The 14,007-nt window shown below is 45.2% G+C and carries 12 protein-coding genes; 7 read left to right on the forward strand and 5 right to left on the reverse strand.

The window, feature by feature from the left end:
• Window positions 1-24: 24 nt before the first annotated feature.
• The 6 genes from AC3CID_RS09795 (at window position 25) to trpA (ending at window position 6,866) form a co-directional block, all read left to right on the forward strand.
• Window positions 25-1,632 carry an anthranilate synthase component 1 gene (locus tag AC3CID_RS09795; RefSeq protein ID WP_488526487.1) on the forward strand — a complete coding sequence of 536 codons (1,608 nt, stop codon included), beginning with the start codon at window positions 25-27 and terminating at the stop codon, window positions 1,630-1,632.
• 2 nt (window positions 1,633-1,634) lie between these two features.
• Entirely contained in the window at window positions 1,635-2,261 is a 627-nt protein-coding gene (locus AC3CID_RS09800) for an aminodeoxychorismate/anthranilate synthase component II (RefSeq protein ID WP_004729794.1), read from the forward strand.
• Window positions 2,262-2,270: 9 nt separating this feature from the next.
• On the forward strand, window positions 2,271-3,266 hold the full coding sequence (gene trpD, locus AC3CID_RS09805) for an anthranilate phosphoribosyltransferase (protein WP_171330543.1): 996 nt from the start codon (window positions 2,271-2,273) through the stop codon (window positions 3,264-3,266).
• Between the two features lie 20 nt (window positions 3,267-3,286).
• Window positions 3,287-4,738 (forward strand): bifunctional indole-3-glycerol-phosphate synthase TrpC/phosphoribosylanthranilate isomerase TrpF, encoded by a 1,452-nt coding sequence (gene trpCF / locus AC3CID_RS09810; RefSeq protein ID WP_488526488.1) that lies wholly within the window; start codon window positions 3,287-3,289, stop codon window positions 4,736-4,738.
• Window positions 4,739-4,869: 131 nt separating this feature from the next.
• Window positions 4,870-6,060 (forward strand): tryptophan synthase subunit beta, encoded by a 1,191-nt coding sequence (gene trpB / locus AC3CID_RS09815; protein WP_054547336.1) that lies wholly within the window; start codon window positions 4,870-4,872, stop codon window positions 6,058-6,060.
• On the forward strand, window positions 6,060-6,866 hold the full coding sequence (gene trpA / locus AC3CID_RS09820; protein WP_488526489.1) for a tryptophan synthase subunit alpha: 807 nt from the start codon (window positions 6,060-6,062) through the stop codon (window positions 6,864-6,866). Before trpB ends, trpA begins: the two co-directional genes overlap by 1 nt.
• Before the next feature lie 116 nt (window positions 6,867-6,982).
• Here trpA and AC3CID_RS09825 read toward each other — a convergent pair whose 3' ends face one another.
• Both AC3CID_RS09825 and AC3CID_RS09830 read right to left on the reverse strand, forming a co-directional pair.
• Window positions 6,983-7,780, reverse strand: a complete 798-nt coding sequence (locus AC3CID_RS09825) for a slipin family protein (RefSeq protein ID WP_065204854.1) — start codon at window positions 7,778-7,780, stop codon at window positions 6,983-6,985.
• 69 nt (window positions 7,781-7,849) lie between these two features.
• Entirely contained in the window at window positions 7,850-9,256 is a 1,407-nt protein-coding gene (locus tag AC3CID_RS09830; RefSeq protein ID WP_488526490.1) for an NfeD family protein, read from the reverse strand.
• Between the two features lie 410 nt (window positions 9,257-9,666).
• Here AC3CID_RS09830 and AC3CID_RS09835 point away from each other — a divergent pair, with 410 nt between their 5' ends.
• On the forward strand, window positions 9,667-10,986 hold the full coding sequence (locus AC3CID_RS09835; RefSeq protein ID WP_422641388.1) for a dicarboxylate/amino acid:cation symporter: 1,320 nt from the start codon (window positions 9,667-9,669) through the stop codon (window positions 10,984-10,986).
• Between the two features lie 101 nt (window positions 10,987-11,087).
• Here AC3CID_RS09835 and AC3CID_RS09840 read toward each other — a convergent pair whose 3' ends face one another.
• The 3 genes from AC3CID_RS09840 to AC3CID_RS09850 form a co-directional block, all read right to left on the reverse strand.
• Window positions 11,088-12,395: a TRAP transporter large permease gene (locus AC3CID_RS09840; RefSeq protein WP_017078210.1), complete on the reverse strand. Its 1,308-nt coding sequence runs from the start codon at window positions 12,393-12,395 to the stop codon at window positions 11,088-11,090.
• Between the two features lie 21 nt (window positions 12,396-12,416).
• Window positions 12,417-12,896, reverse strand: a complete 480-nt coding sequence (locus tag AC3CID_RS09845) for a TRAP transporter small permease (protein WP_488526491.1) — start codon at window positions 12,894-12,896, stop codon at window positions 12,417-12,419.
• Between the two features lie 67 nt (window positions 12,897-12,963).
• Window positions 12,964-13,923 (reverse strand): TRAP transporter substrate-binding protein, encoded by a 960-nt coding sequence (locus AC3CID_RS09850; RefSeq protein ID WP_017076380.1) that lies wholly within the window; start codon window positions 13,921-13,923, stop codon window positions 12,964-12,966.
• Window positions 13,924-14,007 lie beyond the last annotated feature (84 nt).

Raw genomic sequence — 14,007 nt, forward strand, 5'->3', positions numbered from 1 at the left:
TTAAAGAATCATAAAGGAGGTCTTGTGAACAAGGCCATTGAAATCAAAAAGCTGGGAACCATTGAGGTCATCAATTCTTCCGTTCCTTACTCGCAAGATCCAACCAGTGTTTTTCATACTCTGTGTGAAAACAAAACAGACAGTCTGTTGTTGGAATCTGCTGAGATTGAATCTAAACAGAACCTGACAAGCCTACTCCTTATCGACTCTGCTGTTCGCATCGTATGTCGCGGACATGAAGTAACCTTTCAAGCGTTGACTCAAAATGGTCAAGCGCTAATCGAACACCTAGCTCAAAACGTTAAAACAGAGATCAAATCTGACCTTACCGCTAACGTTTTGACGCTGATTTTTGTCGAACCAAGCAACGAATTAGATGAAGACTCACGTTTAAGAGAAGCTTCTTCATTCGATGCACTGCGTTTGGTTCAACACAGCTTTGAGCAAGACGCTGATAACAAGCACGCGTTATTCATGGCTGGCCTATTCGCTTACGACATTGTGGCGAACTTTGAACCGCTAGGCGATGCGGAAGCGACTAACAACTGCCCTGACTTTGTTTTCTACGTTGCTGAAACACTATTGCGTTTCGATCACCAAGAGAACGAAGGTCTGCTTCACGCCAGCTTATTCACTCAAGATGAAAACATCAGAACACAGTTAACTGAACGTCTAGCTGACATTCAAACACAATGTCAGTCATTGAAAGCCATCACAGAAGTAACGCCGCTCGACAACGTTGAAGCTGTACCAAGCGTTTCAGATGAAGACTTCTGCCAAACGGTTCGTGACTTAAAAGAATACGTAGTAAAAGGCGATGTATTCCAAGTTGTACCTTCACGCCGCTTCACGCTGCCTTGCCCTGCTCCACTGGCGGCTTATAAAGAGCTCAAGCAAAGTAATCCAAGCCCTTACATGTTCTATATGCAAGACGAGCTATTTACTCTGTTTGGTGCTTCTCCAGAAAGTGCTCTGAAATACGAGACAGAAACCAACCAAATCGAGATTTACCCAATTGCTGGTACTCGTCGCCGCGGTAAGCGCCCGAATGGCCAAATCGATTTCGATCTAGACAGCCGTATTGAGCTTGAACTGCGTACCGACAAGAAAGAAAACGCCGAGCACATGATGCTTGTTGACCTAGCACGTAACGATGTGGCTCGTATTGCCGAAGCAGGCACTCGCCACGTAGCAGACTTGTTGAAAGTGGATCGCTACAGCCATGTGATGCACTTGGTTTCTCGTGTTGTTGGTCAGCTACGTGAAGACTTAGATGCACTGCACGCTTACCAAGCTTGTATGAACATGGGTACGCTAACGGGCGCACCTAAAATTCGTGCAATGCAGCTTATCCGCGACGTAGAAAAAACGCGTCGTGGTAGCTACGGTGGTGCAGTCGGTTATCTAACCGGTGAAGGGACTCTAGATACTTGTATCGTGATTCGTTCTGCTTACGTTGAAGATGGCGTTGCACAAGTACAAGCTGGCGCTGGTGTGGTGTTCGATTCAGACCCACAAGCAGAAGCCGATGAAACTCGCGGCAAAGCACAAGCGGTTATCTCAGCGATCCAAGCAGCTCACACTAAGAGCTCTGCTACAAACCAACACTCATCAAGTAAGAAGGAGTCGTAATCATGGCTGATATTGTATTCATCGACAACTTCGACTCGTTCACTTACAACCTTGTAGACCAGTTTCGTTCATTAGGTCACAGCGTAAAGATTTACCGTAACAACATTCCTGCAAAAGTAGTTGAAGCGGCGATCAACGAACTAGACAACCCTGTTGCACTGCTTTCACCAGGCCCTGGCGCTCCAGCGGATGCGGGCTGCATGCCTGAGCTAATTCAGCTGCTAAAAGGCAAAGTGCCAATGATTGGTATTTGCTTAGGCCACCAAGCGATTGTTGAAGCCTACGGCGGCACCGTTGCAGGCGCTGGCGAAATCATTCATGGTAAGGTGTCGATGATGGAACACCAAAACCATGCGACTTACCAAGGCTTACCTTCGCCGCTGGCTATCGCTCGCTACCACTCTTTAGTGGCAACGCATGTATCCGATAGCCTAACAGTGACCGCTGAAGTCGATGATTTGGTAATGTCTGTAGTTCAAGAACAAGACAAGGTTTGTGGATTCCAATTCCACCCTGAATCGATTATGACGACCTACGGTGCAACGCTTCTAGCGAACGCTATCGAATGGGCTCTTGAGAAACCTCTTCATCTAGAGAAAAGCTCTACTCTTGATAAAAAGACTAACTAGGAAACGATCATGGAACAGATTAATAAACTTTACGAACAACAGTCTCTTACTCAAGAAGAAAGCCAACAACTGTTTGATGTGATCATCAAGGGCGAACTAGACCCAATTTTGATGGCTTCTGCGCTTACTGCACTGAAAATCAAAGGCGAAACGCCGGATGAAATCGCTGGCGCAGCGAAAGCACTGCTTGCCAATGCAAACCCGTTCCCACGTCCTGATTACGATTTTGCAGACATCGTAGGTACAGGTGGCGACGGTCATGACACCATCAACATTTCTACAACTTCTGCATTTGTAGCAGCAGCGTGTGGTTTAAAAATAGCTAAGCACGGCAACCGCAGCGTATCAAGCAAATCAGGCTCTTCTGACTTACTGGATTCGTTCGGTATTAACCTAGCGATGACAGCAGAAGACACTCGTACTGCTGTCGATGAACTTGGCGTAGCATTCCTATTTGCTCCGCAATATCACGTCGGTGTACGTCACGCGATGCCTGTTCGTCAAACAATGAAAACACGCACTATCTTCAACATCCTTGGTCCATTGATTAACCCTGCTCGCCCTAACATCGAGCTGATGGGTGTTTACAGCAAAGAGCTAGTACGCCCTATCGCGGAAACCATGCTGCAAATGGGCATGAAGCGTGCTGCCGTTGTGCATGGTAGTGGCCTTGATGAAGTGGCTATTCATGGCGAGACAATCGTTGCTGAAATTAAAGATGGCAAAATTCACGAGTACACAGTGACACCGTCAGACTTTGGCCTGAACACTCACCCTCTTGAAGCAATCAAGGGCGGCGAGCCAGAAGAGAACAAAGCCATCACAACCGATATCCTGACGGGTAAAGGCACAGATGCTCAAGTTGGCGCTGTGGCAGTCAACGTTGCTCTGCTAATGCGTCTATTTGGTCACGAAGATCTAAAAGCCAACACACAGCAAGCGATTGACGCAATGAACTCTGGCAAAGCGTACGAGCTTGTACAAAAGCTTGCTGCACACGCCTAACGAACGACGAGACAAAGAACATGACACAGACTACCGATAAACTGTCGACCCACGTTTCAGTCAAAGAAGCTGAAATGGCGGAAGTATTAGCAAAAATCGTTCGTGACAAATACCAATGGGTTGAAGCGCGTAAGCAAACTCAACCATTGGACGAGTTTAAAGCAGCGTTAACCGCAACAGACCGCAGCTTTTATGATGCACTGAGCAGCGAACAAACGGTTTTCATCACTGAATGTAAGAAGGCATCTCCGTCAAAAGGTTTAATTCGTGACGAGTTTGATTTGGACTACATTGCATCGGTGTACAACAACCACGCCAACGCAATTTCAGTACTGACAGACGAGAAATACTTTCAAGGTGACTTTGAGTTTTTACCAAAGGTTCGCAGCATTGCTAAGCAACCTATTCTTTGTAAAGACTTCATGGTTGATACCTACCAAGTTTACCTAGCTCGTCACTACTCAGCTGACGCAATTTTGCTAATGCTATCGGTATTAGATGACGAAGAATACAAAGCACTTGCTAACGTCGCTCACTCACTAAATATGGGTGTACTAACCGAAGTCAGCAACGAAGAAGAGCTTCACCGCGCAGTCGCTTTAAAAGCAAAAGTGATCGGTATTAATAACCGTAACCTGCGTGACCTTTCGACTGATTTGAACCGTACCAAAGAGTTGGCTCCGCTGATTCGCGAACTGGCTCCAAACGCAGTCGTGATTTCAGAGTCTGGCATCTACAACCATCAGCAAGTACGTGACCTTTCAACATTTGCAGACGGCTTCCTAATCGGCAGCTCTCTGATGGCAGAGAAGAACCTTGAACTCGCAGTGCGTAAAGTAACACTCGGTGAAAACAAGGTGTGTGGTTTAACTCACTCTGACGATGCAGCGAAAGCGTATCAAGCCGGCGCGGTATTCGGTGGTTTGATTTTCGTTGAAGCATCTAAGCGTCATGTGGGTATCGAAGCGGCTCGTTTAACCATGAGCGGTGCACCTTTGAACTACGTGGGCGTGTTCCAAAATCATAGCGTTACTGACGTTGCGAAAACGGTTTCTGAGCTAGGTTTACTTGCGGTGCAACTGCACGGTGATGAGTCTCAAGCATTTGTCGATGAACTAAAACAATCACTACCTGAAAGCGTTGAGATTTGGAAAGCTTACGGTGTTGCTTCTGGTGCTGAAAACGGTGCTAAAAGCGCGCTACCAGAATTACTGAAAAGCAACGTGACTCGTCACCTGCTAGATACTAAAGTGGGTTCTCAAACGGGTGGTACAGGTCAAGCGTTCGATTGGAGCCTAATCAACAACCAAAGCGCAATCATGTTGGCGGGTGGCCTAAACCCAGACAATGCTAACCAAGCAGCTAAGTTGGGTTGTTTAGGATTAGACCTAAACTCTGGTGTTGAATCGGCTCCAGGTAAAAAAGACGCAGACAAACTGCAACGCGCTTTTGCAGCGATTCGTAATTACTAGTCCAAGCTCGGCGCTAGAAATTAGAAAGCAGAAACTAAAAACATATTTGTGAGCTTTGCCTTTTGCGAAGCTCAAGCAAGATTAAATGACTTGGTGTGAATACACATCGATAGAATTGAAGGAATAACACAATGGCTAAACTCGATGCCTACTTTGGTGAATACGGTGGTCAATACGTACCGCAGATCCTAGTGCCAGCACTAGACCAACTGGAACAAGCATTTATCGATGCACAAGCAGATCCTGAGTTCCGCAGTGAATTCATGACACTTCTACAAGAGTATGCTGGTCGTCCAACGGCACTAACGCTAACGCGTAACCTGACTAAAGGTACAAAAACCAAACTGTACCTAAAGCGTGAAGATCTACTGCACGGCGGTGCTCACAAGACAAACCAAGTTCTTGGCCAAGCATTGCTAGCAAAACGTATGGGTAAACAGGAAATAATCGCTGAAACTGGCGCAGGCCAACATGGTGTTGCAACGGCTCTAGCTTGTGCTCTATTGGGCCTTAAGTGTCGTGTTTACATGGGTGCAAAAGACGTTGAGCGTCAAAGCCCGAACGTATTCCGCATGAAGCTAATGGGCGCAGAGGTTATCCCTGTTCATTCTGGCTCTTCAACGCTAAAAGATGCATGTAACGAAGCACTACGTGACTGGTCTGCAACTTATGAAGACGCGCACTACCTATTGGGTACTGCGGCTGGCCCTCACCCATTCCCAACGATTGTTCGTGATTTCCAACGCATGATTGGTGAAGAAACGAAGCACCAAATCTTAGCTCGTGAAGGTCGCCTTCCAGATGCGGTTATCGCTTGTGTCGGCGGTGGTTCAAACGCTATCGGTATGTTCGCTGACTTCATTGAAGAAGAGTCTGTTCGCCTGATCGGTGTAGAGCCTGCTGGTAAAGGTATTGATACCGACCAACACGGCGCGCCGCTAAAGCACGGTAAAACCGGTATTTTCTTCGGCATGAAAGCGCCACTGATGCAAGATGAGAATGGCCAAGTAGAAGAGTCTTACTCTGTTTCTGCGGGTCTAGATTTCCCATCAGTGGGTCCTCAACACGCTCACCTAAATGCCATTGGCCGTGCTGAATACGACAACGTGACCGATGACGAAGCGCTAGAAGCGTTCCAATTGATTGCACGTAAAGAAGGTATTATCGCAGCGCTAGAGTCATCTCATGCTGTGGCTCACGCTGTCAAAATGGCTCACGAAGACCCTGAGAAAGAACAGCTATTAGTGGTTAATCTATCTGGTCGTGGTGACAAAGACATTTTCTCTGTACACGACATTCTTAAAGAGAAAGGAGCATTATAATGGATCGCTATCAATCACTCTTCACTCGCTTAGCTGAAAAGAATCAGGGCGCATTCGTACCATTCGTAACGGTTGGCGATCCTAACCCAGAGCAGTCTCTTAAGATCATGGAAACGCTAGTTGAAGCGGGTGCTGACGCACTTGAGCTTGGTATCCCATTCTCAGATCCGCTTGCAGATGGCCCAACAATCCAAGGTGCGAACATTCGTGCTTTAGATTCAAAAGTAACGCCAGATGTGTGCTTCGATCTTATTGGTCAAATCCGTGCTAAATACCCAGAGCTACCAATCGGCCTACTGATGTACGCGAACTTGGTTTACGCACGTGGTATAGAAAATTTTTACGAACGCTGCGCAAACGCAGGTATCGATTCAGTATTAATTGCTGATGTACCAACCAATGAAAGCGGCGAGTTTGTTGCTGCAGCTGAAAAGTTTGGCGTTCACCCAATCTTTATTGCTCCACCAACTGCAAGCGATGAAACGCTTCAATCAGTTTCTGAGCTAGGTGGTGGTTACACCTACCTACTTTCGCGTTCTGGTGTAACGGGTGCTGAAACAAAAGCAAACATGCCAGTAACGGCACTGCTTGATCGCTTGAACAAGTTCGACGCGCCACCAGCACTGCTTGGTTTCGGTATCTCAGCTCCTGAACAAGTGAAAGAAGCGATTGTAGCTGGCGCTGCCGGTGCTATCTCTGGCTCAGCGGTTGTGAGAATCATTGAAAACAACGTTGAACAACCAGAAGCAATGCTTAAAGCACTTGCGGAGTTTGTTACGCCAATGAAAGCGGCTACGCAGAAATAATCGACGGTCATTAAATAGACACTCGTAATCAATGGTCATGAAATAGGACCGATGATTCAAATAGTAAAAGGCTCCACAGTTGTGGAGCCTTTTTTATTGCTCTTCATTTAAGCGAATTAGTCATCGGCTTTCATCGCTTTCTTGATTGCAGCCTCATTGAGCGTCGCTTTGATCGGATCGGTTATCTTCTCGACCAGATCGATGGGCATTGGGAATATGATTGTAGAAGTTCGCTCATTCGCTACTTCTGTTAGTGTTTGCATGTAACGCAGCTGAATCGCATTGGGCGCTTGATTAAGAACCTCTGCAGCCTCTTTCAGCTTGGTTGATGCTTCTAGTTCCCCTGTTGCATGGATCACCTTAGCTCGACGTGAACGTTCGGCTTCCGCTTGTTTAGCAAGGGCTCGCACCATACTGTCATCCAGATCAACATGCTTGATCTCGACATTGGCAATCTTGATCCCCCAGTTATCCGTGTGTTGATCCAGTATCGCTTGTAAGTCTCTATTTAACTCTTCTCGTTCAGACAGCAATTCATCCAACTCATGCTGTCCTAATACTGAACGCAGCGTTGTTTGTGACAGTTGACTGGTCGCTTCGAGGTAATTCTCTACGTTATTGATCGCCATCTTCGGATCGAGCACTCGAAAATAGACCACGGCATTCACCTTCACCGACACATTGTCCCGAGTGATCAAATCTTGTGTTGGAACATCCAACACGATAGTTCGTAGATCCACTCGCACAATTTGTTGGATGAAAGGAATGATGATAATTAACCCCGGCCCTTTAACACCGTAAAAGCGCCCAAGGAAAAACACCACTGCACGTTCATATTCGCGCAGTACTCTGAACATGCTGGCTATCAACAAGATAACGAGCACAATAACAATACCGATAGTGTGTATAAACATAACCGCCCCCTAATGGTAACGATGGATAAGCAATTAATAATTCAATAACGTTTGTACTAGCATGTCGCGCTAGCTAGGTTTCGATGATGTATCATCGGTCAGCGCCTCAACATCCAAAGATAGCCCCGTCAGCTTGGTCACTCTGATGATCTGCCCCACTTGCAATTCACTCGCACATTTAGCTTGCCAGATCTCACCTTCGACTAGCACACGCCCCGCACCGGGGAAGCCGCTTACAACTTTGCCCGTGTCACCGACTACCGCTTCCATCCCCGTAGTCACTGGTTTGTTTCTCACTCGGACTAGCATTGATATTGTTACGACGATAAAGGCAACAGAGAACAAACTGATCCCGATAATTAGCGGCAATGCGATTTGATAACCAGGCACTTCGGTGTCCATCAGCATGATTGAACCCAACGTAAACGCAGCAACCCCACCCAAACCGAAAATACCAAAGCTAGGGCTAAAGGCCTCTGCGACCATCAAAGCAATTCCCAATAGGATTAAAGCAAGGCCCGCGTAACTCACTGGCAGCATTTGTAAGGAGTACATCGCCAATAACAGACAGATACCGCCCAATACACCCGGTAAGCCGACTCCAGGATTATAGAATTCGAGTAACAAACCGTAGATACCAATCAGCATCAAAATATATGCAACGTTCGGGTTCGTGATCACTGACAGCAAACTAAAGCGCCAGTCTTGTTCTCGCTCGACAAAAGCAACATCACTAAGTTGGACTTCCTGACTGACACCGTTGATTATGACGGTGCGTCCGTTACTCAGTTCAACCAATTGCTGAAGGTCACTGGCAATAAAATCAATCACGTTAAGAGTCAGTGCATTCTCAGAATCCAAACTCGCTGCCTCTCGCACCGCTTTTTCTGCCCATTCTTCATTGCGATTGTGTAGCTTAGCCAAACTGACAATGTAGGCTGCAGCATCATTGATGACTTTCTTCTCCATCGCAGTGGTGGCTTTTACTTGATCTGAATTCTCCTGTTTCGTTTCGTCTTGCTCACTCGCTGACGTGTTGTCATCTTTATTAGCATCGTCTTGAGGAGATAACGGATTAGCAGGCGCTTTGCCACCACCGAGCGACACAGGAGTTGCTGCACCTAGATTAGTTCCGGGCGCCATGGAAGCAACGTGGCTGGCAAGTAAAATATAGGTTCCGGCGCTCGCTGCTCGTGAACCCGCAGGCCCAACCCAAGTTGCTATCGGAATCGGTGATGTGGTGATGGATCGAATAATGTCACGCATCGACGAATCTAACCCGCCAGGCGTGTTCATTTTCAAAATGATGAGCTTTGCTTGCTCATCGTGAGCTTGTTCTATTTCTCTAGTGAGGTAATCACTGGTCGCCGGACCTATCCCTCCGTTCACCTCAATCACCCAGGCATCATCGGCCTGAGCGAACACAGAGCTGAACAGCAGAAGAAACGCAAACAAGTACTTCAATATAAAAGTCATAGCCCCTCTCCTTACAACTGAGATGCTAGATAGACGTTTTATTTAAAGCGCAGAGGTAACATCTTGGTAATAAATAGATACCTTAAGCATAGTTCAGGCTAAATTTCACACAACACGTAGCTGTGAATTCACTCCAACATAAGCGTTCAAAAAACACTCGCAAATGAAATCAAAATGTTAACAAGACGTTTTCAATACCAGCGCTTGCAAATCATTCACAAAATCTCCAGCGAAAAGCCTTTTATAAATTCAACAAATAACATCGCAATAAAAAACCAAGGCAAACGATTGCATTGTTGTGCAAAATCAACAAATGACATTAGACCACCAGTTTTTCAGAGACTTTCACCTCTGCTCATATTGATAAATGTAAAGGATACGTGTAAAACTCGTCGCGAAATATTAATCCAATGGTACATCGTACATTGGTGAGTAGTTCTGGGATTTTTATATTTAGTAGCACAGAGGTTATGGAAGTGTTAAAAGAAAAGAGTTTACTAAGCAACATCGGCGTTCAAGTCGTTATTGCAATGATCATCGGTACCGCTGTCGGTGCAATGATGGGTGACAGCGCAACAATGTTCGCTCCACTGGGCGCAATCTTCATCAATTTAATCAAGATGCTGGTTATTCCTCTAGTCGCAGTTGCCCTAATTTCAGGTGCTGCAGGTCTAGGTAATAGCTCATCAGCAGGTAAAGTTGGTGTGGTTACACTGGGTTACTTTGCACTAACGTCTGCACTTGCTGTAGCACTAGCGCTTGTAATGGGTGAAGTATTCGAACCGGGTCGTGGTATCGATGTTTCTGGCGTTGAAGGTATGTTCTCTTCTGAATACGCTGCGAAAGGCGAACTTCCAACGTTCTGGGCAACCATCACGGGCATGATCCCTACCAACGTTTTCCAGTCACTGAACGAAGCTAACATTCTGCAAATTCTCGTTTTCTGCTTATTCTTCGGTATTGCGATTTCTAAACAAGCGAAAGAAAAACGTGACCCAATCATCAATGGCGTAAACGCGATTGTTGACTCTATGGTTTGGATGATCAACAAGGTTATGATCATTGCACCACTTGGCGTATTCGGCCTAATGGCAGAAGCAGTCGGTACATTCGGTTTTGGCGCACTTATGGTCGTGTTCAAGCTGTTCATTGTCTACATTGCTGCGATTCTTATCTTCGGCTTTGTGGCTTACCCACTGATGATTCAAATTTTCACTAAGACTTCAGCTAAGAAGTTCCTAGTGGCAATGAAGAAACCTCAAGCGGTTGCACTATCAACAGCCTCTTCAATGGCGACACTGCCAGTAACAATGGAAACGGTAGAGAAAGAACTTGGTGTTCGCAACTCTACGGCTTCATTCGTTCTGCCACTTGGTGCGACGATCAACATGTCTGGTAACGCAATTTACTACGGCCTAGTTGCTATCTTCTTCGCACAGCTGTTCAACATCGACCTGTCTATGGGCGCTTACGTTGCTATCATCGTAACGTCGACTCTAGGCGCAGTTGGTCAAGCAGGTGTTCCAGGTCCTTCTTTCCTAGTGGTTGCGGTTCTTCTAGCAGCTGGTATCCCTATCGAAGGTCTACCTCTGTTGTTCGCTCTAGACCGTATCTTCGACATGATCCGTACTGCTCTGAACATCACTGGTGATGCAGCATGTGCAGTAATCGTTGATTCTCTAATCGAAGACGAAGCGAAAGAAACTGAGCTACAAAAACAGCAAGCGTAATATTAAGCTTCAGTTTGATTGATAAATAAAACCGCCTTCATGAGGCGGTTTTTTATTAGGTAATGATCGATATTGATTCGGTAAATCTTACCCTTGTAAGGCTAATTGATTAATCCAAACGCACGAGGCAGAGCCAAACTAATTTCAGGAATAAAAGTAATGGCCAACAGTGTGACGATCAATACGGCACAAAACGGCATGATACTTCTTATAACATTCTCAATCTTGGAGCCACTGACACTACAACCAACAAATAGCGCCGTACCAACGGGTGGCGTTGCAATGCCAATACATAAGTTGAAAATAATCATCATCGCAAAGTGAATTGGATGCATGCCTAAATGCTCAGCAATCGGCATAAAGATAGGGGTAAAGATCAATACGGCTGGCGTAAGGTCCATAAACATACCCACGATCAGTAGAATCAGATTCATCAGAATAAAGATGATAATCGGATTATCTGAAATAGAGAGCATCCAATCGCTGATCATTGTTGGTAGACCAGTAAAAGCCATTGCCCATGACATGATGGTTGAAGCACCAATCAAGAACAGCATAATGCCAGTGACCTGAACGGTTTCTCTACAAATTATCGGGAAGTGCGCCCATTTGAGGGTTCGGTAACAGAGTGACAATATAAAAGAGTAAAGAACCGCTATACATGCTCCTTCTGTTGCAGTGAATATACCACCAATAATACCGCCAATAACAACAACAATAAGCCCTAAGCTTGGCGTTGCTTGCCAAACAATATTCAGCACATCTTTTGCTGTGAAGCCGTCATTCGCACTTGTTTTGTAGCCCTTCTTTTTAGCGATAAAATAGGCGACGACCATACAACTTAAACCCATTAAAATACCTGGGACATAACCTGCGATAAACAGCGCCGCTACGGATGTTCCACCCGATACCACTGAAAATACGATCAATGAATTACTCGGCGGTATTAGTAAGCCTGCCGGGCAAGATGCAACGTTTACTGCTGTTGCTAAGTTTTTATCATAACCATCTTTTTCTAATTCAGGGCCTAAGGTTTTACCAACCGCTGCTGCTGCTGCAACGGCTGATCCTGAAACGGCGCCAAACATCATATTGGCGAAGATGTTGACGTGAAAAAGTGAGCCCGGGATCCAACCAACCAAGAGCTTTGCAAGGTTGATAAGCCGACTCGCGATGCCACCCACATTCATTATATTCCCAGCAAGGATAAAGAAAGGGATGGCTAATAAACTGAAACTATCAATACCGGTAATAATTTTTTGACCCGCAGTAATACTGGCGACTTCAAACGGTAAGATGAAATACATGATCGTTAAAGATGACATGGCAATTGCAATCGCAATGGGCATACTAATCGCGATCATGAATAAGAATAGGCCTAGCAGCCAAACACCAATGGACAAATCCATAATATAGAGTCCTTTTAAAACTTACTTTTTGTTGGATTCACAAAAAAGATCAAACGTATTCATGACCAAATAGATGAGGATAATAACGGCTGAAATCGGCAATATTGAATAAACCGTCGACATCGGTAATTGCAGTGCTGGAGAGAGTTGTTGTGTAGTTCTTCCCATTAGGGCGATGCCACCTTGAAGCATTGCTAGAAATACAAATGCGCCAGAAATGATATTGATGAGTACATGTAATGCGATATGTGCTTTACCCTTAAGATAACCATCCAATAACGTTATTGCTAAGTGTCCTTTGATACCGAATAAGTAGCTTGCTCCTAATAAGCCAAGCCATACCATCGCATAACGAGCAAGTTCATCAGTCCAGTTACTTGGATCATTCAAAACATAACGACTAAAGACCTGCCAAGTGACAGTAACGACAAGTAACATTAGTGCAAAAGAAGAGACAAAAAGAATCAGCCTATCAAGTAGGTTTCTGAAAGTTGCTAACATGGTGTGATACCTCAAAAAATTTTGCCTCAGCAAAGCCAAGGCAAAATTATATTTTCACTAAGACTGATTAAAGAGCTTCAATTTTTTCAATGAATGGAGCTAGTTTTGGATCTTTTTTCGCCTCATCAATCATAGGTTTAACAGCTGCACGGAAAGGGGCTTTATCAACTTCAACAAACGTTACGCCTTCTTTCATTCCTTTCTCTTTGTTCATGTCATCTGTTGCGTCCCAGATTTTGATCTGCTCTTCAAGAGACTCAGCAGCAGCTTCTTTTAAGATTTTTTGCTCTTCTGCCGTTAATGAACCCCATTTGTATTCTGAAATGATGATCACGTCAGGTGTCATCATGTGCTGATCCATAGAGTAAAATTTGGCAACTTCACTGTGTTTCATTTCAACTAAGCTAGAAATATTATTTTCAGCACCGTCAATTACGCCTTGTTGCAGCGCCGTGTATACCTCATTGAAAGGTACAGGCGTTGCTTTACCACCTAATAGGTTAACCATTTCCATCATCGTTGGAGAACCCGGAACTCGAACTTTCATACCAGCGAGATCAGCCGGTGAGTTAATGGCTTTTTTAGCGTAGAAGCTACGTGTGCCTGAGTCATAGAACGTAAGACCGATGAAGCCTTTACCTTCACTTGAAAGCAACATCTCTTGTGCTGCTTCACTTCGCATGAACGTTCTCATATGTGGAACGTCACGAAATAAGAAAGGCAGTGCATTAACTTTAAACGTGGGTTCAAAAGATTCGGCTAGCCCACCGTTGATTTTAGCCATATCAATCGCGCCGGTAACAACTTGCTCAGCTTGATCACGTTCAGAGCCTAATTGACCGTTTGGAAAGATCTTAATCGTAAGGTCACCATTCGATTTTTCTTTCACTTTATCAGCCATGATCACCATGCCTTGGTGAGCTGCGCTTTCTAATGACATTGCATGCCCTAAGGTCAAAGTTTTTGCTTGAGCGCCAAATGCCATAAGAATTGAAGCCGCTGCAATCGTCAGTAGGTGTTTTTTCATGTTCTTCTCCAGAATCCATTTTGTAAGAGGTACAGTTTTTATATGCAACGCTACAGCTGAGTTTGAAATCTAACGTTCAATTGC

It is taken from the genome of Vibrio sp. QJM3NY_21, from assembly GCF_057785975.1.

Coding starts and splice junctions, on each gene's coding strand:
- AC3CID_RS09830 (WP_488526490.1), bottom strand. CDS start 9,256: ATGACTTTTATATTGAAGTACTTGTTTGCGTTTCTTCTGCTGTTCAGC.
- AC3CID_RS09845 (WP_488526491.1), bottom strand. CDS start 12,896: ATGTTAGCAACTTTCAGAAACCTACTTGATAGGCTGATTCTTTTTGTC.
- AC3CID_RS09835 (WP_422641388.1), top strand. CDS start 9,667: ATGGTACATCGTACATTGGTGAGTAGTTCTGGGATTTTTATATTTAGT.
- trpCF (WP_488526488.1), top strand. CDS start 3,287: ATGACACAGACTACCGATAAACTGTCGACCCACGTTTCAGTCAAAGAA.
- trpD (WP_171330543.1), top strand. CDS start 2,271: ATGGAACAGATTAATAAACTTTACGAACAACAGTCTCTTACTCAAGAA.
- AC3CID_RS09850 (WP_017076380.1), bottom strand. CDS start 13,923: ATGAAAAAACACCTACTGACGATTGCAGCGGCTTCAATTCTTATGGCA.
- trpB (WP_054547336.1), top strand. CDS start 4,870: ATGGCTAAACTCGATGCCTACTTTGGTGAATACGGTGGTCAATACGTA.
- AC3CID_RS09840 (WP_017078210.1), bottom strand. CDS start 12,395: ATGGATTTGTCCATTGGTGTTTGGCTGCTAGGCCTATTCTTATTCATG.
- AC3CID_RS09800 (WP_004729794.1), top strand. CDS start 1,635: ATGGCTGATATTGTATTCATCGACAACTTCGACTCGTTCACTTACAAC.
- trpA (WP_488526489.1), top strand. CDS start 6,060: ATGGATCGCTATCAATCACTCTTCACTCGCTTAGCTGAAAAGAATCAG.
- AC3CID_RS09825 (WP_065204854.1), bottom strand. CDS start 7,780: ATGTTTATACACACTATCGGTATTGTTATTGTGCTCGTTATCTTGTTG.